Source organism: Pseudomonas sp. B414 (assembly GCF_055408445.1).
In genome coordinates this window covers 1-23,789 of sequence record NZ_JBUZTQ010000007.1, presented here as the reverse complement: position 1 = coordinate 23,789, position 23,789 = coordinate 1, and the positions used below count along the sequence as shown (strand labels likewise).

Here is a 23,789-nt window from a genome sequence, read left to right as displayed (position 1 = left end):
CCTAGGTGTATCTGGCATTACGCGGTGATCCCATCGCGAGCAAGCCCGCTCCCACAAGTCATGTGTTTGTTTTATGCAGTACTGCGTGCCTCTTTGGCCAGGCGAGTGATGGCCAGGTCCAGTTCGTCGAGGGCTGCGATGGCGTTGGGGCTTGCCTGCTTGAGCAGGGTTTCGCTGCGCTGGCAGGCCGCCCGCAATTGCGGCACGCCGCAGTAGCGTGTGGCACCGTGCAAGCGATGCACGCGCTCAATCAGTGCATTGGTGTCCTTGGCGTTGCGCGCCTGGCGAATGGCGTCGCGGTCGGCTTCCAGCGAGGCCAGCAGCATGGCCAGCATGTCGATGGCCAAGTCAGCCTTGCCCGCGGCCAGGCGCAAGCCTTCCTCGTGATCAAGCACAGGCAACTGTGTGTTGTGGCGCACCGGTTCGTGGTGGTTCTCGCTGGCCTGATTGCGCAAGGCCAGTCCTGTCCACTTCAACACCACTTGGGCCAATTGGCGCTCACTGATGGGCTTGGTCAGGTAGTCGTCCATACCGCTTTGCAGCAGGGCACGTTTTTCGTTGGCCATGGCGTGGGCCGTCAGCGCGACAACTGGCAGCGGTGTGCACTGACGTTCGCTTTCCCATTGGCGCAACACTTCCGTGGTTTCGCGTCCGTCCATGCCGGGCATTTGCACATCCATCAGCACCAGGTCGAAGTCTTGTGTCTTGACCGCGTCAATCGCGGCATAGCCGCTGTCAGCTGCTGCCACTTTGGCGCCCATGCCTTCGAGCAGGGTTTGCACCAGCAGCAGGTTGGCCGGATTGTCATCCACACACAGGATTCGCGGAGCACGACTGGCCATTGGCTCGCCAGGCTCACTGCGAGGCTGGCGCGGGTGGATCAGGTCGGCCAGGGCGCGGCGTAACTTGCGGGTACAGGCGGGTTTGGCCTGAAGCTGGCCGTGGGGGTTGGTCACCACGGGATTGAACAGCCCCTGCTCGGTAGTCGGGCACAGTACCAATACCTTGCAACCCATATGTTCAAGGTCCCAGATATGCTGGTTGAGGCGCTCTGGGGGCATGTCATTGGCCGTCACCCCGAGCACCGCCAGATCTATCGCCTGCGAGGTCTGATGGGCGCCGGTCACGCAGTTGGTCAGGTTCTCAAGGGTGGTGCAGGGCGTCACTTCGAGGCCGCAGTCTTCCAGTTGATGGTGCAGGGCCTGACGGGCCAGATCGTGTTTTTCCAGGATCGCCACGCGACGGCCCAATAGGGGCGCGCTGGGCAAGTCTTCGACATCATCGCGAGCTTTGGGCAGCTTGATGCTGATCCAGAACACCGAGCCTTCGCCCGGGGTGCTTTCGACGCCGATTTCGCCACCCATCTGTTCCACCAGTCGCTTGGAAATCACCAGCCCCAGCCCGGTGCCGCCGGGTTGGCGCGACAGCGAATTATCGGCCTGGCTGAAGGCTTGGAACAGCGCACGAATATCCTGGGCGGTCAGACCGATACCGGTGTCCTGCACGCTGATGCGCAGCTGGACGCTGCCGTCGGTTTCGTTTTCATCCTGGTCTTCAAGCATGGCCCGCACGGCAATGGTGCCTTCGCGGGTGAACTTGATCGCATTGTTGACCAGATTGGTAAGGATCTGTTTAAGCCGCAGCGGGTCACCCACCAGCGACAGCGGGGTGTCGCGGTAGACCAGACTGACCAGCTCCAGGCCTTTGTCGTGGGCCGAAGGCGCGAGGATGGTCAGGGTGTCCTGCAGCAGATCGCGCAAATTGAACGGAATGTTGTCGAGCACCAGCTTGCCGGCTTCGATTTTTGAAAAGTCGAGGATCTCGTTGATGATGCCGAGCAGGCTGTCGGCCGATTTTTCGATGGTGTTCAGGTAGTCGAACTGACGTGCAGTCAGCTCGCTTTTCTGCAGCAAGTGGGTAAAGCCGAGAATGCCATTGAGCGGGGTACGGATCTCGTGGCTCATGTTGGCCAGGAACTCGGACTTGATGCGGCTGGCTTCCAGTGCTTCCTTGCGTGCCAGGTCGAGCTCCAGGTTCTGGATCTCGATGGTTTCAAGGTTTTGCCGCACATCTTCGGTGGCCTGGTCGACGCTGTGTTGCAGTTCTTCCTGGGCATTGTGCAGGGTTTCGGCCATGCGATTGATGCCCGAGGCCAGCTCGTCCAGTTCGTGACTGCCCAAGGGTGGCAAACGGGTTTCAAGGTGGCCGTCCTTGAGTTGGGCCACGGCCTGCTTGATTTGCCCCAGCGGCGCATTGATGGTGCGGCTCATGCGCAATGCCAGCAGAGTGGTCAGCACCAGCCCGGTGACAATCAGCAGCAAGCTGGCAAACAGGTTGCGGTAGCTGCGCAACAGCATGCCGTTGTGCGACAGCTCCAGCTCGACCCAGCCCAGCAGGCGATGGGCTTCATTGGGGATCACGTCACCGGCCAGATTGCGATGGCGGCCAAACACCGGCAGCAGATAGCGGGTGGCATCGTTGTCGGTACGTTGCTGCAGATGCGTGCTGCTGCCCAGCGGGGCCTGATTGAGCATGATTGGCCCGGCATGGGCCAGGGGTTCGTGGTTGGCATTAAGGAAGGCAACGGCCCGCACATCTTGCTGCTCAAGGGATTCGGTAGCGATGCGCGCCAGCAATGCAGTGTCGTGCCGGCCCATGGCCGGAGCCACGAGAGGGGCGAGTTGTTCGGCGATCATTTCGCCGCGCTGCAATAATTGTGATTGCAATTCGGACTGTTGCAGCCAGGTGAAATAGCCGCCCAGCACGCTGGCCATCAAGCTGACGGGCAATAGCGTAAGCAGCAATACGCGGCCTTTGATACCGAGGTTTTTAAGCACGCAACTCTCCAGCCCTGCATTCTTTTCAAGAAAGACCCGGGCATCCCGCCCGGATCAGGTGGCAGTGTAGCCATATGGTGCCCGGCAAATCTTTGAAAATTTGCCATCAGTTTTCGATTATCCGACCGGGTAAGGGCCGTGCCGGTTGCCCGCAGTGGCTCAATCTTGAATAATCGACGATTGAGAATTACTTGCAGACGCTAATGAATCCCGTAGCTGTTAGCCCTTCGCGTCTTCTGACCATTGAAGACGATCCCGTTCTGGGCGCCTATCTGCACGAGCAGTTGGTGCGCTGCGGGTTTGACGTTATCTGGTGCCAGAATGGCCAGGAGGGTCTGGCCCGCGCCCGCCAGGAACACTTTGACGTGGTGCTGATGGATATCCTGTTGCCGGGCATGAATGGCCTGCAGGTGCTCACGCAATTGCGCCAGACCCACGCCTTGCCGGTTATCCTGATGTCTGCGCTGGGTGCCGAGGCCGACCGTATCAGTGGCTTCCAGCTGGGCGCCGATGATTACCTGCCCAAGCCCTTCAGCATGGCCGAGCTGCGAGTGCGGATTCAGGCCATCTTGCGTCGCGTGGCCCTGGACCGTATGCCGGGCCCCCCTTTGGCGCAGGATCTGCCACCGGCCGAAAGCGGCTTGCTGTTCGATGACGAGGCGTGCGATGTGCGCTGTGGCGAGCAATGGGCCGGGTTGACCCGCAGCGAGTTTCGTTTGCTTGATACGCTGCAGCGCAATGCCGATGAAGTGTTGAGCAAGGCGTTTCTCTATCAGCAGGTCTTGCAGCGCGGTTATGCGGCCCATGACCGCAGCCTGGACATGCATATCAGCCAGATCCGGCGAAAGCTCAAAACCATCGGCTACCACCAGCGTGAAGTGCGCACGGTGTGGGGCAAGGGTTATGTTCTGAGCGCCAGCGATGCCCTGTAAGGTTCCCGGCAAGAACTCGGTGTTCTGGAAGCTGGCGTGTTTGCTGGTGGTCTTCTGCTTACTGATGATCTGGCTCAGTTGGTCCTGGGGCCGGTACATGGACAAGCGCACTGGCTTTTTATCCGAGCAGGCCCATGGCACGTTGGTGCGCTATGCCGGTGAGGCCGAGCGCGCCTGGGAAACCGGCCAGCAAACGGCTGTAGATCAGTGGATACAGACCATGGGGCACAAAGAACCTGGCTGGGTCGGGGTGATTGGCCAGGACCTGCAATCGCTGAGCAGTTACCCGTTGAGCGATCGTGAAAGTGAGCGCCTGACCTTTTTGCGTGGTCTGGACTGGCCCATCAGCCATCTGAAAACGGCGAGGCCCTGGATCAAGGTGCCATTTCCCCGAGATCCATCCTCGGGCAGCCTGGTGATCGAGTTGCCGCAGCGCTTTATGCCGGGGCGCTCACAGATTGTCTGGCGCATTGTCACCAACGGCGTGATCCCCGGTTTGCTCACCTTGCTGTTGTGCGTGGGCCTGTACCGCGTGCTGATCGTGCCGCTCAACCATCTGCGTGAGCAGGCCAATGCCTGGCGGGCCGATCAATTGGGGGCGCGGCTGTCGAGCCAGACCACCAGCCGTCAGGACGAGTTGGGCGAACTGGCGCGGGCGTTTGACCAGATGTCCGAGCGCCTGCAAAGCACTGTGAACCAGCAGCAGCAATTGCTCCGTGACTTGTCCCATGAATTGCGTACCCCCTTGAGCCGTTTGCGCGTGGCGTGTGACAGCGAGCAGGGCGTTGAGGCCTTGCGCGAGCGCTTGAGCCGCGAAGTTGACGGCATGCAGCGGCTGGTCGAGGACACCCTGCAACTGGCCTGGCTGGATGCCGAGCGCGGGCCGTTGCCGGTGGAAGATATTCAGGTGCAGGCGTTGTGGGAGATGCTCACCGAAAACGCCCGCTTTGAAAGCGGCTGGCCGCAATCACGCTTGCCTTGCCTGGTGGATGAGCATTGCTGGGTGCGCGGGCATCTCAATAGCCTGGCTCAAGCCCTGGAGAACATCCTGCGTAATGCCATTCGTCACTCTCCGGCCGAGGGTATCGTCAGTCTTGATGGGCGGCGCGAGGGCAACATGTGGCATCTTTGGCTTGATGATCAGGGCGGCGGTGTGGCGCCTGAAGAGCTGGAGCGAATTTTTGCGCCCTTTACCCGTCTTGATGGTTCGCGCCCCGGCGATGGCGGCTTTGGCCTGGGCCTGAGCATTGCGCGCAATGCCCTGCGGCTGCAGGGTGGCAGTTTGTGGGCTGAGAATCATGGGCAAGGGTTGCGGGTGCATATCCGTTTGCCAGCCAGACAAAAGCCGCCCTCACCCTAACCCTCTCCCGGAGGGAGAGGGGACTGACCGTATTGATGCCGGATTCAACGCAATGGCTACAGGCTGTCGAGATTCTTGAATATCCCCCGATCGGCTCCCTCTCCCTCCGGGAGAGGGTTGGGGTGAGGGTGCTCTTATAGCCTTTAGCCATAAGCATCGTACTTTGCGTGATATGGGCTATCGGCGTTTGTCGGTATGATGTGCGGCCCCGCGGTCTGGATTGCGAATACGCCATGACATTGCAGTACCCAACTATCGCCGATTGCGTCGGCAACACTCCTCTGGTGCGCTTGCAGCGCCTGGCTGGAAACACCACCAACACCTTGTTGCTCAAGCTCGAAGGGAATAACCCTGCAGGCTCGGTCAAGGACCGCCCGGCCCTGTCGATGATTGCCCGCGCCGAAGCGCGCGGGCAGATCCAGGCCGGCGATACCCTGATTGAAGCCACCTCGGGCAATACCGGCATCGCACTGGCCATGGCCGCGGCGATCAAGGGCTACAAGATGATCCTGATCATGCCCGACAACTCCAGTGCCGAGCGCAAGGCGGCCATGACTGCCTATGGCGCCGAGCTGATCCTGGTCAGTCAGGAAGAGGGCATGGAAGGTGCTCGCGACCTGGCCGACAAGATGCAGGCGCAAGGCCAGGGCAAGGTCCTTGATCAGTTCGCCAACGGTGATAACCCAGAAGCGCACTACACCGGCACCGGCCCCGAAATCTGGCGTCAGACCAACGGTACCATCACCCACTTCATCAGCTCGATGGGCACCACCGGTACCATCATGGGTGTGTCGCGCTACCTCAAGGAGCAAAATCCGGGCGTGCAGATCGTCGGCTTGCAGCCGATGGAAGGCTCCGCCATTCCTGGTATCCGCCGCTGGCCGACCGAGTACCTGCCGAAAATCTATCAGGCTGACCGCGTTGACCGCATCGTCGACATGGCCCAGCGCGAAGCCGAAGACGTCACTCGTCGACTGGCCCGTGAAGAGGGTATTTTCTGCGGTGTGTCCTCGGGTGGGGCGGTAGCAGCCATGCTGCGCCTGAACCAGGAAGTCGAAAACGCGGTGATGGTCGCGATCATTTGTGACCGCGGCGACCGTTACCTGTCGACCGGCATTTACGATGCGCCCAACTGATGGCCAAGCAAGAGAGAGGCCTGCGCTTCCAGCCTGCTGGTGGCACCAAAGCTGCGCAAGTGCCTGCGGGCAAGAAACAGCGTCTGAGCATCGAGCGTTTGGCCAACGATGGCCGGGGCATTGCCTTTATTGAAGGGCGTACCTGGTTTGTCTCGGGTGCCCTGGCCGGCGAAGAAGTCGAAGCCCGGGTGCTGGGCGCCCACGGCAAAATCGTTGAAGCCCGTACCGAACGAGTGTTCAAGGCCAGCGATATTCGTCGCCAGGCGCCCTGTGCCCATGCGGGCAAGTGTGGCGGTTGCAGCGTGCAACATTTGCCCCATGAGGAGCAGCTTGCACTGAAACAGCGCATGCTGGCCGAGCAACTGTCCCGTGTGGCCGGTGTCGAACCTCAAGAGTGGGCAGCACCCCTGACCGGTCCCGAGTTCGGCTATCGCCGTCGGGCACGTATCGCGGTGCGCTGGGATGCGCGGGCCAAGCGTCTGGACGTGGGGTTCCGGGCTGCCGGCAGCCAGGATATCGTCGCCATTGATCACTGTTTGGTTCTGGTACAGGCTTTGCAACCTATCATGACGGGGCTGCCCGCCATGTTGCGTCAACTGGGCAATCCCAAGGCCCTGGGCCATGTCGAGTTGTTCAGCGGTTCGGCAATAGCGGTTTTGCTGCGTCATATGGCACCGCTCAGCGAAGCCGACATGAAGGTTCTGCAGGAATTTTGCATCACCCATAACGCCCAATTGTGGCTGCATGGTGAAGGCGAACCACAACCGGTCGATTTGTCGCAGCCCCTGGGCTACCGTTTAGAAGAGTGGGACCTGGGTTTGGCCTATCGCCCCGGAGATTTTGTCCAGGTCAATGCTGGCGTCAATGAAGCCATGGTGGCCCAGGCAATAAAGTGGCTTGCGCCACAAGCTGACGAACGGATTCTTGACTTGTTCTGTGGGCTGGGTAACTTCGCGTTACCACTGGCGCGGCAGGTACGCGAAGTGGTTGCTGTCGAAGGTGTTGCGACCATGGTCGAACGCGCAGCGCAAAACGCGGTCAGTAACAACCTGCATAATGCAGCGTTTTTTCAGGCTGACTTGTCACAGCCGCTGGTGGATGCAGCCTGGGCCAAAGAGGGTTTTTGCGCTGTGCTGCTCGACCCGCCCCGTGACGGCGCTTATGAAGTGGTGCGCAAGCTGTCTGGCCTGGGTGCCAAACGTTTGGTGTATGTGTCGTGCAACCCGGCCACGCTGGCGCGCGACACGGTTGAGTTGATGAAACAGGGTTATCGGTTAAAACGTGCCGGAATCCTCGATATGTTTCCGCAAACCGCGCATGTCGAGGCGATGGCGTTATTTGAAGCAGACTAGGACGGTCTGTCTATTTCAACGGGCCCGCAACCGGCGCAGTCATGCCCTGTAGCGCGGGTTGGGATTAGGGCCTGTGATTTCGGTGCACTAGACGTGCGCTGTAGGGAAGGTAAGCAAGATGGTACAGGTCAGAGCACACCAGCCGATCAACACCGACGGCAGCCTCAACCTCGAGGCATGGCTCGATCATGCGGTGAGTGTCGATGTGGCGCTGGACCGTGAAGCCTTGAAAGAAGCGTGCGAGTTTGCGCGTGAGGCCGAGCAGCAAGCCAATGCCGCGAAAAACCTGTGGACCGAAGGCACGTCGAGCTTTCGTACCGGGTTGGAAATCGCCGAGATATTGGCCGATCTGAAACTGGATCAGGACTCTCTGGTTGCCGCGATCCTCTATCGTTGCGTGCGCGAAGGGCAGGTGCTGTTGCCTGCCGTCAGCCAGCGTTTCGGTCCGGTGGTGGCCAAGCTGATTGACGGCGTGCTGCGCATGGCCGCCATCAGTGCCAGCCTCAGCCCTCGTCAATCCATGGTGCTGGGCACTCAGGGCCAGGTCGAAAACCTGCGCAAGATGCTTGTGGCCATGGTGGATGACGTGCGCGTTGCACTGATCAAGCTGGCCGAACGGACCTGCGCGATTCGCGCGGTCAAAAATGCCCCGGACGAGAAGCGCAACCGCGTCGCCCGTGAGGTGTTCGATATTTATGCGCCATTGGCGCACCGCCTGGGCATTGGTCATATCAAGTGGGAGCTGGAGGACTTGTCCTTCCGCTACCTTGAGCCCGAGCAGTACAAACAGATTGCTACCTTGCTGCATGAGCGCCGCCTTGATCGCGAGCGTTTTATCAGTGATGTGATGAACCAGTTGCGCACCGAACTGGTGGCTACCGGGGTTGATGCGGACATCAGCGGCCGGGCCAAGCATATCTACTCCATCTGGCGCAAAATGCAGCGCAAGGGCCTGGCTTTCAGCCAGATCTATGACGTGCGTGCGGTACGGGTGCTGGTGCCGGAAATGCGCGACTGCTACACCGCGCTGGGCATCGTGCATACCCTGTGGCGACATATCCCCAAGGAATTTGACGATTACATCGCCAATCCCAAGGAGAACGGCTACCGTTCGCTGCACACCGCCGTGATCGGGCCTGAAGGCAAGGTGCTGGAAGTGCAGATTCGCACCCACGCCATGCACGAAGAAGCCGAACTGGGTGTTTGCGCGCACTGGCGCTACAAGGGCACCGACGTCAAGGCCGGTTCCAACCAGTACGAAGAGAAAATCTCGTGGCTGCGTCAGGTGCTGGAATGGCACGAAGAACTGGGCGATATCGGTGGCCTGGCTGATCAGCTGCGGGTCGATATCGAGCCGGACCGGGTGTATATCTTTACTCCCGACGGTCACGCCATCGACCTGCCCAAGGGCGCGACACCGCTGGACTTCGCCTATCGGGTACACACCGAAATTGGCCATAACTGCCGCGGCGCCAAGATCAACGGGCGCATCGTGCCGCTCAACTACAGCCTGCAGACCGGTGAACAGGTCGAGATCATCACCAGCAAGCACGGTACGCCGAGCCGCGACTGGCTGAACCCGAACCTGGGCTATATCACTACCTCGCGGGCACGGGCAAAGATCGTCCACTGGTTCAAGTTGCAGGCCCGTGATCAGAACGTCGCTGCCGGCAAAACCATGCTGGAGCGTGAGCTTGGCCGTTTGGGCCTGCCGGCGGTGGACTACGAGAAGCTCGCCGACAAAGCCAACATGCGCACCGCCGAGGATATGTATGCGGCGCTCGGTGCCGGTGATTTGCGTCTGGCGCAACTGATCAACCTGGCCCAGCAACAGGTCGAGCCGGAGCGCGGCAGCGAGCAGATGGAGCTGATCCCGCGCAAGGCCACGGGCTACAAGCCGGGCAAGCGCGGAGATATCCAGATCGAAGGCGTCGGCAACTTGCTGACCCAGATGGCTGGCTGCTGCCAGCCGTTGCCGGGGGATGCGATTGTCGGTTATATCACCCAGGGGCGTGGCGTCAGCATTCACCGTCAGGACTGTGCCTCGGTGCTGCAACTGGGCAGCCGTGAACCGGAGCGGATGATTCAGGTTAACTGGGGGCCGATCCCGGTATCGACTTATCCGGTGGATATCGAAATTCGTGCCTACGATCGTTCCGGGCTGCTGCGTGATGTGTCCCAGGTACTGCTCAACGAGCGGATCAACGTGCTGGCGGTCAATACCCGCTCGAACAAGGAAAACAACACCGCGTTGATGACCTTGACCATCGAGATCCCGGGGCTCGACGCGCTGGGGCGTTTGCTGGGGCGTATCTCGCAACTGCCGAACATCATCGAAACCCGCCGCATCGGGCGTAGCGAAGCACGCTGACCACCTGTGGGAGCGGGCTTGCTCGCGATAGCATCACCTCGATACATCAGATGTACCGAGTTGTCTGCATCGCGAGCAAGCCCGCTCCTACAGGATTGGGGCGGCGAGCCAAAGGATTATTGATGTACAACCTCGACGACCTGCTACACCTTATGGCCCGCCTGCGTGACCCGCAGTACGGCTGCCCATGGGATATCAAGCAAACGTACGCCACTATTGTGCCTTATACCCTTGAAGAGGCCTACGAGGTCGCTGACGCCATTGAGAGCGGCGATTTCGAGCACCTGCAGGGGGAACTGGGCGATTTACTGTTTCAGGTGGTGTATTACAGCCAGTTGGCCCGCGAAGAAGGCCGCTTTGAATTTGCCGGGGTAATCGACAGCATTACCCGCAAGCTGATCCGCCGTCATCCCCATGTATTCCCCACTGGTGACCTGTATGCGCCGCTGGACGTGCCGCGCCTGAGCGAAGAACAGGTCAAGTTGCGCTGGGATCAGATCAAGGCCGAGGAGCGTGCAGAAAAATCTGCTGCCCCCGAGCAGTTGTCGCTGCTCGACGATGTACCGGTAGCCCTGCCTGCGTTGTCCCGCGCGGCCAAGCTGCAAAAGCGGGCAGCCCAGGTCGGCTTTGACTGGCCAGCCGCATTGCCGGTGCTGGACAAGGTCCGTGAAGAGCTGGACGAAGTGCTGGAGGCTATGGCCGACAATGATTCGGCGGCCATCCATGACGAGATCGGTGACCTGCTGTTCACGGTGGTCAATCTGGCCCGGCACCTTAAAGTCGACCCGGAAACCGCCTTGCGTGGCGCCAATGCAAAATTTGATCGACGTTTCCGGTTTATCGAGCAGGCATTGCGCGATACCCTGCGTCCCATTGAAAGTTGCACCCTTGAAGACCTGGACGCCCTGTGGGGCGAAGCCAAGCGCCAGGAAAAGAATTTGCCCAGCTGCGGCTGAGTTTGCCTAAGTGAGTAAGTAGATGAGCATTTCCCTACGCGACCAGTTGCTCAAAGCCGGACTGGTCAATGAGAAGCAGGCCAAACAGGCCGGTAAAGAAAAGCAGAAGCAGCAGCGACTGGCCCACAAAGGCCAGATCGAACTGGACGACACCCAGCAGCGTCTGGCTGCCGAAGCCAAGGCCGAGAAGGTCAAGCGCGACCAGGAGCTGAACCGCCAGCAGCAGGAGAAAGTCGAGCAAAAGGCCCGTGCCGCGCAGATCAAGCAATTGATCGAAGTTTCGCGTCTGCCCAAGCTGAACACCGAGGACTACTACAACTTCGTTGACGACAAGAAGGTCAAGCGCCTGTCGGTCAACACCCTGATGCGCAACAAGCTGGCCAATGGCTCGCTGGCGATCGTACAGCACCAGGGCGGCTATGAAGTTATCCCTCGCGAGGCGGCGCTGAAGATCCAGGAGCGCGACCCGCGCCGGATCGTGCAGTTGAATATTCTGGTGGAGCCGAAAACGCCGGAAGAAGACGATCCGTACGCGGCGTATCAGATCCCCGATGATTTGATGTGGTAAAGCGGGTGATATAAAACTTGTGGGAGCGTTCGCGTTGATACAACAAACCCCGCTTCGGCGGGGTTTGTGTTTTTCAAGACTGTAGTTGCTGTCGTTCAGGCCTGGCGTTTCTGCGCTTCAAGCTTTTCCAGCTCAGCCTTGTAGCTGTGAGCGTCGCTTTCGCGGTGGAACATGCCTACCAGTATGTCTTCTTGATGCACATCCCACAGGTGTACACCGTGGGCTACCAGCTGGTGGAACATACGTGAATCGTCGCGCTCAGTTACTTTGATAGTCATCTGCTTGCTCCAAATTCTGATAAGGGCCTGCGGCAAGGCGTCGCAGGACTTCTTTATAGAATCTGTTAGCTTCCTAAGTAAATAGCTGATTGTCGCGCTGTCATCTTGTTAAAAACCAGAAAACCCTGCAGCCCTTTAAAAACGGGGTGTTTACGGATCTGGTGTTTAGTTTTATGACAAATGTTTCATGTTTGAGGGCTTTCGGGAGCACCGAGTCGCCTGCATCGCGAGCAAGCCCGCTCCCACAATGCAATTGTCTGGCATCAGATTTATGGGCAGCACAAAACCTGTGGGAGCGGGCTTGCTCGCGATAGGCTTTTTAAAAAAAACCTCGCCGAGGCGAGGTTTTCTTGAAGCTTGCAGCCAGGGCCTGGCGCTTAGTTGCCCTTGACCGTTTGGCCATTCACCGTGCCGTCGAGCAGCATGATGTTGTATTCCTTGCCGTCTTTTTCTACCTGACGCAGTTTGACCAGCAGCGAACCCCAGTTCTTGGCGAACCACATTTCGGTGATGCGCTTGTTCTGTGTCGGGTCGCGTACGCGCTCAACCTTGATGGCGTCTACCTTGCCAGCCTTGGTTTCGACCACTTCAGGGCCGATCACGCGGAAGTCATAGGTGTCCACGTCGTTACCATCAACCACCTGGTAGCTCATGGATTTTTTGCCGGCCTCTACATCACGCTGCAGTGCCAACTGGTAGGTGGACTTGTCGAGCATGCCGCTGAGCAAAGGCACTTTTACAGCGTCGCCCTGATCGGTACCAGTGACCATCTTGGCCGCCCAGTCGAAATCCAGATCGATCTTTTTCGCTTTGCCCAGGCCGCCACGTTCAAAGTGGTAGGTCAACGGGATCAGTGTGTTTTTCTCGATCTTGAGGGTGCTTTCTTCGTTCAGGCTGGCCACCAGCATCGAAGCCTTGAAGTTCAAGGTCCAGATGCCGTTATCGCTCTTGGTCAGGCTGCGCTCGGCAGAACCGCTCATGGGCAGTTGTTTCCAGTCAGCCGTGTAACTGGCCTTGAATGGCTGAAGATCGGCCGCTTGGACTGCTGGAATAGCCAGCAGGCTAAGGGCGAGAAGCAGGGCACGACGCATAAGTTCTCCTAGGTTCGTATCAAGTGGCCGCTGGCCGCAAGTAATTGACCGTCCAATAATGCGCCTTGCTCGTCAAGTGACAAGCGACCTTCGGCAAACCAGCGCACTGCAAGCGGATAAATCCGGTGTTCCTGGGCGTGGACCCGTTGCGCCAGACTGTGCGGCGAGTCATCGGACTCTACCGGTATCACTGCCTGTACGACCAGAGGTCCGCCGTCGAGTTCCTCGGTCACAAAGTGCACGCTGCAGCCGTGTTCGCTGTCTCCTGCCTCCAGCGCCCGCTGATGCGTGTGCAAGCCTTTGTATTTAGGCAGCAGGGAGGGGTGGATATTGAGCAGGCGACCCTGGTAGTGGCGTACGAAGTCTGCGCTGAGAATGCGCATGAAGCCGGCCAGTACCACCAGTTGCGGTTTGAATTCGTCGATGACTTGAATCAGTGCAGCATCGAAGGCCTCGCGGCCCTCGAATGCCTTGTGATCCAGTACGCGGGTAGCGATACCCGCGTCTTTGGCGCGTTGCAGGCCGTAGGCATCGGCGCGGTTGGAGATTACCGCGCGGATCGTTGCCGGGCTGGCCTTGACGTCATCGCTGTCGATCAAGGCCTGCAAGTTGCTGCCGGTGCCGGAAAGCAGCACCACTACATCACAGGTATCAGGCATTAGTGCGCCTTGATGTTTTGCAGCTCAACTTGCGCAGCGCCTTCAGCGGCAGTTGCGATCTGGCCGATGACCCAAGGCTGCTCGCCCGCTTCACGCAGTACGTTCAGCGCGGTTTCAACGTCGGCCTGAGCCACGCAGATCACCATGCCAACGCCGCAGTTCAGCACGCGGTGCATTTCGTGTTCGTCCACGTTGCCTTTTTCTTGCAGCCAGTCGAAGACTGCAGGGCGCTGCCAGCTGGCAACGTCAACCACCGCCTGGGCGCCTTTTGGCAGGACGCGCGGGATGTTGTCGAGCAGGCCGCCACCGGTGATGTGGGCCATGGCTTTGACAACGCCGGTTTCCTTGATCAGCTTGAGCAACGGCTTGACGTAGATACGGGTCGGGGCCATCAGCAGGTCGGCCAGCGGCTTGCCGTCGAGCTGGGTGTTTTCGATGTCGGCACCGGACACTTCGATGATCTTGCGGATCAGCGAGTAGCCGTTGGAGTGCGGGCCCGAAGATGGCAGGGCGAGCAGGGCGTCACCGGCAGCCACCTTGGAGCCGTCGATGATTTCGGATTTTTCCACAACACCGACGCAGAAACCGGCCAGGTCGTAGTCTTCGCCTTCGTACATGCCTGGCATTTCAGCGGTTTCGCCGCCCACCAGGGAGCAACCGGACAATTCGCAGCCAGCGCCGATACCGGTAACCACTTGGGTCGCGGTTTCTACGTTGAGCTTGCCGGTGGCATAGTAGTCAAGGAAGAACAGAGGCTCGGCGCCGCATACGATCAGGTCGTTGACGCACATGGCGACCAGGTCGATACCGATGCTGTCGTGCTTGTTCAGGTTCAGTGCCAGGCGCAGCTTGGTGCCAACGCCGTCAGTGCCGGAAACCAGAACAGGCTGCTTGTAGCCAGCCGGGATTTCGCAGAGGGCGCCAAAACCGCCGAGGCCGCCCATCACTTCCGGGCGTGCAGTGCGCTTGGCCACGCTCTTGATGCGTTCGACCAATGCTTCACCGGCGTCGATGTCTACACCGGCGTCTTTGTAGCTCAGGGATGGTTGCTTGCTCATAATCCAGGCCTTTAGGGGGGATTCGGGGGTATCGACCGAGTTCAGGGGGCAGGCTTGCAAGTGCTTGTTGATTGCAACAGAGCATTTGCAGGGTGTCCGGCTGTTGGCGGTCTGCGAAGGCGCGCGATTTTATCAGGCTTGAAGGGCAGCGGCCATCCTCGGGCCGACAGGCAGGGTTATATCTGTCGAAAAAAACCTTTTTTAGTCGTGCTGGCTGCCATGCGCAGGCCTGTATAAGGTATAGCGAATCTATTTTGAGTTTTTATGACCGCATGAAAACTGCATGACAGGCTTGAATGATTTGGCTGTGGCCATGTCAGAAGTCTGTTCGAGTGTTTTTATGACGGCCTTATCAGGCTGCTTTTAGTCATCGGGAATCTTTCATGCGTCTTAGCCAATTTTTAGCTGTGGGCTGTTTGTCATTTTTTAGCCTGGCCAGTCATGCCGAAATCCTGACGGGTCTTTATCAGGTACACGAGCCGGTCACCAGCCAGTCGCCCGACGAGCGCACCCAGGCCACGCAAAAGGCCCTGGAAACCCTGGTGTTGCGCTTGACCGGGGATGCCAAGGCGATCCAAAGCCCGGCGTTGGAGGCAATTCGCAAAGATCCGCAGCAAATTATTAGCCGCTACGGCTATGACGCGGGCCCGCCGGAAAGCCTGCAGGTGGATTTTGACCCAGTGAGCACTGACCGTGCGTTGCGTCAGGCCGGTTTGTCGTTGTGGGGCAGCAACCGGCCCGCATTGCTCGGCTGGTGGCTGAATGACTCAGTGGATGGCTCGAGCCTGGTGGGTGACGGTCAGTCTGTGGCTGAGCCCTTGCGCCGTGCCGCGCAACATCGCGGTTTGCCGCTGCGCCTGCCGTTGGCAGATTTGAGTGAGCAACTGGTGGGTACGGCGGAAAACCTTGAGGGCAGCAATCCTGCGCCTTTGAAGGATGCTTCCGAACGTTACGGCGCGGATGCGCTGCTGGCCGTGCATGCCCGTGAAGACGACGGGCAGTGGAGCGCCAAGTGGCGTTTGTGGGTAGGTGATCAGCAGGAGCAGGGCAGCGCTCAGGCTCCGGATCAGGCCGCGCTGGCCGATGCCGTGATGCTCGCGGTGAGTCAGCGGCTGGCCCCGCGCTACGCAGTCAAGCCCGGCGTTTCTTCGGAGCAGTTGCTCGAAGTGCAAGGCATGACGCTGCAGCGTTATGCGCAGTTGGGGCATTTGCTTGAGCCCTTTGGCGCACAACTGAAGAACGTCGACGGTGATCGTATTGTGTATCTGGTAAATGGCAGCGCCGAGCAGTTGCGTTCGCAACTGGGGCTGGCGCAATTGCAGGAAGTACCGGCGGGGCAAGTGCCTGCTGCGGCTGAAGCAGGACAGGCAACAAGTGTGGCTTCAGCGCCGCCCGCGCAGTTGCGCTTTCGCTGGTAGGTTGATGTCTTCTTTATATAAGGATGGGGTGGCTCATGGCTGATTCGCGACGGTGGGTATGGTGGGGCGTAGCGTTGGGGTTCGCCCTGTTCGTGTATTTCCTGCATCCGATACTTACGCCTTTTCTGGTCGCAATCGTCCTGGCCTATATGTTCGACCCGGTGGTCGACCGCCTGGAAAGGCTCGGGCTTTCAAGGACCTGGGGCGTGGTTGCGGTGTTTGCGGTATTCACTGTCATTTTGATGACATTGTTGCTGGTACTGGTTCCGCTGCTGGCTAAGCAGCTGTTGAAACTCTACCAGTTGGCCCCGCTGATACTCGATTGGTTGCAGCACACGGCAATGCCGTGGGTGCAGGCCAAGTTCGGCTTGAGTGACAGTTTCTGGAAGTTCGACAAGATCAAGGCGGCGATCACCGAGCATATGGGTCAGGCCACTGACATTGTCGGAATCGTCCTGTCCCAGGCTACGGCTTCCAGCCTGGCGCTGATCGGCTTTTTGGCCAATCTGGTGCTGATTCCGGTAGTAGCGTTTTACCTGCTGCGTGACTGGAACATCATGATGGTCAAGATTCACGGTCTGTTGCCCCGCGCCCGGGCCGAGCAGATTGTGTCGCTGGCCAAAGAATGTCATGACGTGCTTGGCGCCTTTGTGCGCGGGCAACTGCTGGTGATGCTGGCGCTGGGGGTGATCTATTCCGCAGGTCTTATGCTGGTCGGGCTCGAGTTGGGGTTGTTGATCGGCTTGATGGCGGGAGTGGCGGCCATCGTGCCGTATATGGGCTTTATTGTCGGTATTGGAGCTGCGCTGGTGGCCGGACTGTTCCAGTTTGGTGGCGATCTGTATCCGATGCTCGGCATCGTGGCGGTGTTTATGGTCGGCCAGGCGCTGGAGGGCACCGTGCTTACCCCATTGCTGGTGGGTGACAAGATCGGCATGCACCCGGTGGCAGTAATTTTCGCGATTCTGGCGGGCGGTGAGTTGTTCGGTTTTACCGGGGTATTGCTGGCCTTGCCGGTAGCGGCGGTGATCATGGTGCTGCTGCGCCATGTGCAGGATATGTACAAGGAGTCCCAAGCCTATAAAGGCAGTGAAGACCCGCAGTTATAGGTTGGGGGCGTTCCGTGAAGGCGGGGCCGTCGCGAGGTGGTCCCGCCTTTTTTGTGGCCGCGAAGCCGCTCGTAGTTGTCAGAAAAAGCCCAATCAATCCAAGACCTTAATGCAAACCTTTGATTTTGCTCGCGGTCTGTTACATTGTGTGCCCAGCGACACGGGTATAAACTTTTCAAACCTTACACAGAGGCCACTAACGGTTCGTTTGAACTGTTCAGTCAGCATGAAACCGATTCAGCTGCCCCTAGGTGTGCGTCTGCGTGATGACGCTACCTTCATAAATTACTATCCAGGCGCCAATGCCGCTGCACTCGGCTATGTCGAACGTCTGTGCGAAGCCGACGCTGGCTGGACCGAAAGCCTGATCTACCTCTGGGGCAAGCATGGCGTGGGGCGTACGCACCTGCTGCAGGCCGCTTGCCTGCGCTTTGAGCAGATGGGAGAACCGGCGGTTTACCTGCCACTGGCCGAGTTGCTGGATCGCGGCATAGAAATCCTCGATAACCTTGAGCAGTACGAGCTGGTTTGCCTGGATGACCTTCAGGCAGTGGCCGGGCGGGCTGACTGGGAAGAAGCGCTGTTTCACCTGTTCAATCGCCTGCGTGACAGCGGCCGGCGCCTGCTGATTGCCGCCTCCACCTCTCCCCGTGAGTTGCCGATCAAGCTGGCGGACCTCAAGTCCCGCCTGACCCTTGCACTGGTTTTTCAGATGCGCCCGCTGTCCGATGAGGACAAGCTGCGTGCCCTGCAGTTGCGCGCATCGCGCCGCGGCCTGCACCTGACCGACGAGGTCGGGCATTTTATTCTCACTCGCGGCACGCGCAGCATGAGTGCATTGTTCGATTTGCTCGAACGACTCGATCAGGCGTCTTTGCAGGCGCAGCGCAAGCTGACTATCCCCTTCCTGAAAGAAACCCTGGGCTGGTAGTTCATCCCTTTAAGACCGCGGTCTGCAGCCATTATTGGCGGTTTTCAGGCGCCAGAAATCCTGCGCGGCCAAAGGGGCGTGTGCGCAAAATCTATCGTCAGGGGTGTACAGCCTTAGATGTCACGACGAAACCATCAAGTCACATTTAGATCGATTGAATTTGCAAATGAGGATCATAGTTGGCATAGTCGCGGCTACTTTTTCCATTAAGCCACGGTCGTGCCCATGCTAAAGCGCTTCGCACCCCTCGTGCCTCTCGCACTCGTTACCCTGTTGTTTGGCTGCGCCGCCCACACGCCAGTGTCGCAGCAAGTTGTCCAGACTCAGGTTCAAAAGTCATCTTCGGTCTCGCAAACTTCCGCTCTTTATCAGGAAGAACTGGCAACCGAAAAAGAACTCGCTGAATTTTCTGCCAACAGCAAGCCTTACGAATTGCCAGCTTTGGCTGACAGCATTCTTGAGCGCGGCATGTCCTTGATCGGTACCCGTTACCGTTTTGGCGGCACCTCTGAAGCGGGCTTCGATTGCAGCGGCTTTATTGGCTACCTGTTCAAGGAAGAAGCAGGCATGCAATTGCCTCGCTCGACCCGCGAAATGATCAACGTTAAAGCACCGTTGGTCGCACGAAACAATCTGAAACCAGGTGATTTGCTGTTCTTCAGCACCAATGGTCGTGGCCGTGTCAGTCATGCCGGGATTTACCTGGGCGATGACCAGTTTATCCACTCCAGCAGCCGCCGCAGCGGGGGTGTACGGATTGATAATCTGGGTGACAGCTACTGGAGCAAGACCTTTATCGAGGCCAAACGCGCCCTGGCGATGGCTCCAGCGAGCGTAGTCGCTCGTAAATAAAGTTAATGTGTTACTTGAAGTTCGGCTGCTAACGGCTAGAATTCAGGAGCATTATTAAATTTCTGAAGCCGCGAAGGTGCCCCCTCTCGCGGCTTCGGGCTTCGCGGCCAGAGTTGCCGTATCCAGAATCAGGAACATTCTGTTTATGTCGACCATGGCCCGAGCTGTACTCTTGACTCTAGCAGCGCTACTCAGTGCCTGCTCCAGCCGCCCTGCGCCGGTTGCCGTACCGGCCAAGCCAGTCGTATTTATCAACCCCGCCGAAGAGTCTTCGCCAGTAGCTGCAGACGTGCTGTTTCGCGCCTTGGGCCTGGTGGGTACGCCTTATCGCTGGGGTGGCAATACGCCGGATTCGGGCTTTGATTGCAGTGGTTTGATCAAGTACGTCTACAACGACGCTGCAGGAATTTCGTTGCCGCGCACGACCCGCGAGATGATCGTGATGAGCGCGCAGAGTGTTGGTCAGGACAAGCTGCAAACCGGTGATCTGCTGTTCTTTGCCACCAATGGCGGCTCCCAGGTCAGTCATGCCGGGATCTATGTGGGCGAAGGCCGTTTTGTGCATGCGCCTGCCACAGGCGGTACGGTCAAGCTGGACAGCCTGAACAAGGCTTACTGGCAGAAAGCTTATCTGAATGCCAAGCGGGTGTTGCCGACAGAGCAGCATTTGGCGCGTTTGCCCTAAATTCAGGGTGGCCCAACCTTTGTGGGAGAGGCAGTGCGATGATTCAACTTGCTCGCGATGGCGCTACTGCGGTCATATAGATAAACCGCGTAGCGCCTATCGCGAGCAAGCCCGCTCCCACAGTTGAACTTCTCTTTTATCTTACCTCCCCGACACCCGCCAAACCTTGTTGCCGACATCATCGGCAACCAGTAAATCACCCTGCCTGTCGATCACCACGCCCACTGGCCGGCCCATGGCCTTTTCATCTGTGTTGAGAAAGCCGGTCAGCACATCGATCGGCATGCCTGCGGGCTTGCCGTCGGCAAAGGGTACGAAAATCACCTTATAACCACTGTGCGGCTTGCGATTCCATGAACCGTGCTGGCCAATAAACACTCCCTCAGTAAAGCCGGGCAATTTGCTGCCTTCGGCAAAACTCAGGCCCAGGGAGGCGGTATGTGGCCCCACGGCGTAATCCGGGGCGATGGCCTTGGCCACCAGTTCCGGGTTTTGCGGGTCGACCCGTACATCCACATGCTGGCCGTAATAGCTGTAGGGCCAGCCATAGAAGCCGCCGTCCTTGACCGAGGTGATGTAGTCAGGCACCAGGTCGCTGCCGATTTCGTCGCGTTCGTTGACTGCAGTCCAGAGCTTGCCGGTCTTGGGTTCCCAATCCATGCCGTTGGGGTTGCGCAGGCCCGAGGCAAAAATGCGGTGGCTGCCGGTGGCGCGATCAACTTCCCAGATCGCAGCGCGGCCTTCCTCCTTGTCCATGCCGTTTTCGCCCACGTTGCTGTTGGAGCCGACAGTGACATACAGCTTGGTGCCGTCCGGGCTGGCAATGACGTTTTTGGTCCAGTGGTGGTTCAGCGGTCCGCCCGGCAGGTCGATGACTTTGGTCGGCCGGGCGCTGATGGTGTTCTCGCCAGCCTGATAGGGGAAGCGCAAAAGCTTGTCGGCATCGGCCACGTACAGGTCATTGCCTACCAGGGTCATGCCGAAGGGCGAGTTGAGGTTCTCGAGCAGCACCGTGCGGGTTTCGGCGATGCCATCCTGATTGGCATCTCGCAGCAAAGTGATCCGGTTAGCGCTCGGCAACCCGGCGCCTGCACGGCTCATGACTTTCTCCGCCAGCCAGCCGCGAATGCCCTGGCTGTCATCGGGCTTGGGCGGCGAATTGGTTTCTGCCACCAACACATCGCCATTGGGCAACACGTAGAGCCAGCGTGGATGGTCGAGGCCTTCGGCAAAGGCGGTCACCTTCAAGCCTTTGCCGGCAACCGGTGTGGCGCCCGCAGGCCAGCCGATCGCCGGGGCGATATTGACGGTGGGGATCAGTGTCTTGTTCGGCTCGGGCAATTTCGGCGTTGGACCGGTGCCGTCCACCACTTGCAGGGTCGAACTCTCGCCGCAGGCGGCCAGCCCGGCGGCAAGTACGATAACAACAGCATGCTGGCGCTTGAGCATGTGGATCTCCATTAGGACTTGTCTGGTCATAGAGAAGCGTAGCTGTTGAAAGGTTCAGGCCGGACACCATCGCGTCAATCCAGGCGGGGTATTAGTTTTTGATATCTGCACGATGATCAGAACTCGTTGGGCAAAGGTCTGTACGGAGTTCATAACCCATCAAACGTATTGATGAGAAGGGTTAGCCATGTTCCATTCGGATTGTGGGAAAGTGGTTGATAAAGCGGTGTTCAAAAAGGTAGGTCAATCAGTTTCTGAAAGAGCTTTACGCCATGACAGTAAGGGAACTCTGGATCTGTTCAGTTGGCAAATGTTGGCTGATCTGGATCTTTGGAAAATCCCCGTGAGCTGCGAACTCGGTGGCTTGGGCGGCACATGGATCGAATGCGTTGAATGCCTGGAGGAGGTTGCAAGGGAGTGTGAGGATCTGGGTTTTCTGATCACGAGCCTTGGTCATATTGGTTCCTTGCGATTGCTATGCGATTACGGCAGTGAAGAGCAAAAACTGCGTTGGGTGCCCAGGCTGTTAAAGGGGGATATTGCGGTAACCGCAATGACGGAGCTAGGTGGCGGGTCTGATTTGTCGAGCATGCAACTGGCGGCAGTCAAGGCGGGAAGCAGTTATCGGCTCAATGGAAAGAAAACACACATAACTAATGCCCCTGTTGCAGTAATGGGGCTGCTGGCGGGGCGTATTCCGGCCCTGGGTATGAAAAAAGACATCACTTTGTTCTTTATCGATCTGGATGTGACAGGTGTCACTATTGGTCCTGCAGAAAATAATTTGGGTCTTCGCACAAGTCCGACGGCAAATATTGAAATCGATAATGTCAGCGTTGTGACGGGTAATATCATTGGTGCTCCAGGCGCCGGTTTAAAGATCCTGCACGAGATTATTTCTTTTGAGCGGGCTTTGTATGGAATCATTGCTGCCGGTCTTATAGATAGCATGACTCGATCAGCCTTGCAGCGTAGTCTCTCTAGGCAGGCATTTGGTCGTAATATTGGTGATTTTCAATACGTGCAGGGCAAACTGGTGGGCATGAAGATGTCCTCAGTTATCTGTCGAAGTTTGACCTATGACGCGCTACGTATACTGGAAGATAAACAACCCGATGGATCATTGGTGTGCTCGTGCGTCAAATATCAGGCTGCAGAGCGTTTGGTAGAGTCGGCGGATAACCTGATGCAGATTTACGGTCACCTGGGTTACTCAGACCCGAAAATAGGAAAATATGTACGCGATGCAGTCGGTATGAAGATAGCAGGTGGAACCAATGATATACAAAAGGTGAATATTTTCAATCAAATGTTAAGCGCCCACATCGCTAGATAACGCATATTCCCAAACGATAGGCGTCTGCGAATGCAGGTGCCAGCTTTATTAATCGCGCATCGGCGTGCTCGGGCAGTTTTATATAAAGGTTGGGGGATGGAAGAAGAGGTAGTTGCTCGTCGGTGATGATCAATAGCCCTTCTGGAATTGTATGGGTTGGCATTACGCCGATACCCTTGCCGGCAATAATTACATCTGAGAGTACGTTGTGCTCAGTGGCTGAGGAAATAACGGTTGATGGATGATCGAGGTAATTGAGTGCCTGCTGAGCGATAAAGCGTATCAAGCTGCCTTCAGGGGGGAGCACAAGTGCAATGACACAGCCATGATAAACAGTGGAGCCGGTCGCGGATACCCAGCTCAATGGGACCTTGCTAACCTCAATGCCACCGGGGAGTTCGGTATGAAGAATAAAGGCCATATCGAGCTGGTGCTGATCGATCAGTTTGGACGCCTGATCTGAAAATACGCTCACAAAATGACACTGATTGGAAGCAATCACAGGGTTACCAATCAGTGTTTTGATCAAGTGCGAGTCGTGATGTTCGGGCAAGCTTATTTTTGGCTCGAAAGAGGAAGTATCACAGTTGAATAAGCTGACCAGATCATCATTGAGAGTGAGTATTTTCAATGCATACTCATAGACTTTTAGTCCGGCAGGGGTTAAATGAATGTCTTTTCCGCGCTCCAGTAGTTGGGAATTGGTAAGTTGCTCAAGCTTTTTTATTTGCAAGCTGATCGCAGATTGTGTACGAAACAGTTGTTGCGCCGCTTTTGTAAAGCCTTGAGTATTGCTGACAAATACCAATGCTCTCAATAAATCCATGTCGATATTGACGAATTTCATGGTTGTTATTCTTTATGAACTGTAAAGAGATTATGATTTGCGTTTTAAGATGTGCTTTCAAGTAGGTCGATTCTTGTTTTTTTGTAGGAGCATTCTTGCGTTTTCTGAGATGCTATGTTTTCAGGTTATTGTTCAGGCGAGAGAATAGTGACAGAGCTAAAGCACCGCTGATGGCGAGTACGCTCATAAGTATCCAAGGAGTGGTAGGGTTGCTACTCTCTAATAAATGTGCCCCCACCATGTTTCCTATCGTGGCGCCAATGATCCAGGGGATATTGGCAATGCCAAAATAGTTTGCTTCACGTCCGGGGGGGGCTATTTTTGAGATGTAGGTATCAATGGCAGGCATTATCAAAGTTTCAGCGATAGAAAATACAGCAACCATAATAAGGAAAAATGCGGTTGAGCTGTTTGTTAGTGGGATAAGGTAGGAGGCGGTCAATACACAATGCCCCACTATTATCAGGGGCGGCCGCGAAAACTGAGTGCAACACCTGACCTTTCCGGTACGGTGCTGCCCCTATGTCCTATTCCGAACTCAGCGTTGAAGAGCGCGCGATCATT

20 protein-coding genes and 1 pseudogene are annotated in these 23,789 nt (G+C 57.6%); 13 read left to right on the top strand and 8 right to left on the bottom strand.

Features of this window, described 5'->3' with window-relative positions:
- Positions 1-71: 71 nt before the first annotated feature.
- Positions 72-2,837, bottom strand: coding sequence for a response regulator (locus ACZRMH_RS08270; protein ID WP_464012996.1), 2,766 nt, complete (start codon positions 2,835-2,837; stop codon positions 72-74).
- A gap of 203 nt (positions 2,838-3,040) precedes the next feature.
- On the opposite strand from ACZRMH_RS08270, the gene ACZRMH_RS08265 reads away from it, so the two are divergent.
- From ACZRMH_RS08265 to ACZRMH_RS08235, 7 genes are all read left to right on the top strand, one after another.
- Positions 3,041-3,769, top strand: coding sequence for a response regulator transcription factor (locus ACZRMH_RS08265; protein ID WP_464012995.1), 729 nt, complete (start codon positions 3,041-3,043; stop codon positions 3,767-3,769).
- Complete coding sequence (locus ACZRMH_RS08260) at positions 3,759-5,129, top strand: histidine kinase sensor domain-containing protein (protein ID WP_464012994.1); 1,371 nt, start codon at positions 3,759-3,761, stop codon at positions 5,127-5,129. The genes ACZRMH_RS08265 and ACZRMH_RS08260 overlap by 11 nt, the downstream gene beginning before the upstream one ends.
- A 233-nt stretch (positions 5,130-5,362) precedes the next feature.
- Entirely contained in the window at positions 5,363-6,265 is a 903-nt protein-coding gene (gene cysM, locus ACZRMH_RS08255) for a cysteine synthase CysM (RefSeq protein WP_464012993.1), read from the top strand.
- Entirely contained in the window at positions 6,265-7,617 is a 1,353-nt protein-coding gene (gene rlmD / locus ACZRMH_RS08250; RefSeq protein WP_464012992.1) for a 23S rRNA (uracil(1939)-C(5))-methyltransferase RlmD, read from the top strand. The genes cysM and rlmD overlap by 1 nt, the downstream gene beginning before the upstream one ends.
- 118 nt (positions 7,618-7,735) lie before the next feature.
- A complete protein-coding gene (relA, locus tag ACZRMH_RS08245) occupies positions 7,736-9,988 on the top strand; it encodes a GTP diphosphokinase (protein WP_339473786.1) in 2,253 nt (750 codons plus the stop codon).
- 122 nt (positions 9,989-10,110) lie between these two features.
- Positions 10,111-10,944: a nucleoside triphosphate pyrophosphohydrolase gene (mazG, locus tag ACZRMH_RS08240; protein ID WP_464012991.1), complete on the top strand. Its 834-nt coding sequence runs from the start codon at positions 10,111-10,113 to the stop codon at positions 10,942-10,944.
- Between the two features lie 22 nt (positions 10,945-10,966).
- Positions 10,967-11,512 carry a DUF2058 domain-containing protein gene (locus tag ACZRMH_RS08235; RefSeq protein ID WP_016779855.1) on the top strand — a complete coding sequence of 182 codons (546 nt, stop codon included), beginning with the start codon at positions 10,967-10,969 and terminating at the stop codon, positions 11,510-11,512.
- A gap of 95 nt (positions 11,513-11,607) precedes the next feature.
- Here the strand turns inward: ACZRMH_RS08235 and ACZRMH_RS08230 are convergent, their stop codons facing one another.
- From ACZRMH_RS08230 to purM, 4 genes are all read right to left on the bottom strand, one after another.
- The gene (locus ACZRMH_RS08230; RefSeq protein WP_016779856.1) at positions 11,608-11,790 is read right to left on the bottom strand and encodes a hypothetical protein; all 183 of its coding nucleotides are present in this window, start codon (positions 11,788-11,790) and stop codon (positions 11,608-11,610) included.
- 377 nt (positions 11,791-12,167) lie between these two features.
- Positions 12,168-12,881, bottom strand: coding sequence for a DUF3108 domain-containing protein (locus ACZRMH_RS08225; protein ID WP_464012990.1), 714 nt, complete (start codon positions 12,879-12,881; stop codon positions 12,168-12,170).
- Between the two features lie 8 nt (positions 12,882-12,889).
- Positions 12,890-13,540 (bottom strand): phosphoribosylglycinamide formyltransferase, encoded by a 651-nt coding sequence (gene purN / locus ACZRMH_RS08220; RefSeq protein WP_464012989.1) that lies wholly within the window; start codon positions 13,538-13,540, stop codon positions 12,890-12,892.
- Positions 13,540-14,598, bottom strand: coding sequence for a phosphoribosylformylglycinamidine cyclo-ligase (purM, locus tag ACZRMH_RS08215; protein WP_464012988.1), 1,059 nt, complete (start codon positions 14,596-14,598; stop codon positions 13,540-13,542). Before purM ends, purN begins: the two co-directional genes overlap by 1 nt.
- A 383-nt stretch (positions 14,599-14,981) precedes the next feature.
- On the opposite strand from purM, the gene ACZRMH_RS08210 reads away from it, so the two are divergent.
- From ACZRMH_RS08210 to ACZRMH_RS08190, 5 genes are all read left to right on the top strand, one after another.
- The gene (locus ACZRMH_RS08210) at positions 14,982-16,016 is read left to right on the top strand and encodes a DUF2066 domain-containing protein (RefSeq protein WP_464012987.1); all 1,035 of its coding nucleotides are present in this window, start codon (positions 14,982-14,984) and stop codon (positions 16,014-16,016) included.
- A 35-nt stretch (positions 16,017-16,051) separates the two neighbouring features.
- Entirely contained in the window at positions 16,052-17,125 is a 1,074-nt protein-coding gene (locus ACZRMH_RS08205; protein ID WP_464012986.1) for an AI-2E family transporter, read from the top strand.
- Between the two features lie 226 nt (positions 17,126-17,351).
- A complete protein-coding gene (hda, locus tag ACZRMH_RS08200) occupies positions 17,352-18,056 on the top strand; it encodes a DnaA regulatory inactivator Hda (protein ID WP_261741275.1) in 705 nt (234 codons plus the stop codon).
- A 225-nt stretch (positions 18,057-18,281) separates the two neighbouring features.
- Positions 18,282-18,908, top strand: a complete 627-nt coding sequence (locus tag ACZRMH_RS08195) for a C40 family peptidase (RefSeq protein ID WP_464012985.1) — start codon at positions 18,282-18,284, stop codon at positions 18,906-18,908.
- A gap of 145 nt (positions 18,909-19,053) precedes the next feature.
- Positions 19,054-19,593 carry a C40 family peptidase gene (locus ACZRMH_RS08190; RefSeq protein ID WP_464012984.1) on the top strand — a complete coding sequence of 180 codons (540 nt, stop codon included), beginning with the start codon at positions 19,054-19,056 and terminating at the stop codon, positions 19,591-19,593.
- A gap of 141 nt (positions 19,594-19,734) precedes the next feature.
- Here the strand turns inward: ACZRMH_RS08190 and ACZRMH_RS08185 are convergent, their stop codons facing one another.
- On the bottom strand, positions 19,735-21,042 hold the full coding sequence (locus ACZRMH_RS08185) for a PQQ-dependent sugar dehydrogenase (protein WP_464012983.1): 1,308 nt from the start codon (positions 21,040-21,042) through the stop codon (positions 19,735-19,737).
- A gap of 187 nt (positions 21,043-21,229) precedes the next feature.
- Between ACZRMH_RS08185 and ACZRMH_RS08180 the strand changes: the two genes are divergently transcribed.
- Positions 21,230-22,378, top strand: coding sequence for an acyl-CoA dehydrogenase family protein (locus ACZRMH_RS08180; protein ID WP_464012982.1), 1,149 nt, complete (start codon positions 21,230-21,232; stop codon positions 22,376-22,378).
- Here the strand turns inward: ACZRMH_RS08180 and ACZRMH_RS08175 are convergent.
- Positions 22,371-23,225, bottom strand: coding sequence for a LysR family transcriptional regulator (locus tag ACZRMH_RS08175; protein WP_464012981.1), 855 nt, complete (start codon positions 23,223-23,225; stop codon positions 22,371-22,373). The two genes, ACZRMH_RS08180 and ACZRMH_RS08175, sit on opposite strands and share 8 nt — an antisense overlap.
- A 112-nt stretch (positions 23,226-23,337) precedes the next feature.
- A pseudogene (locus ACZRMH_RS08170) lies at positions 23,338-23,694 on the bottom strand (MFS transporter); the annotation flags it as partial.
- Between the last annotated feature and the right edge of the window lie 95 nt (positions 23,695-23,789).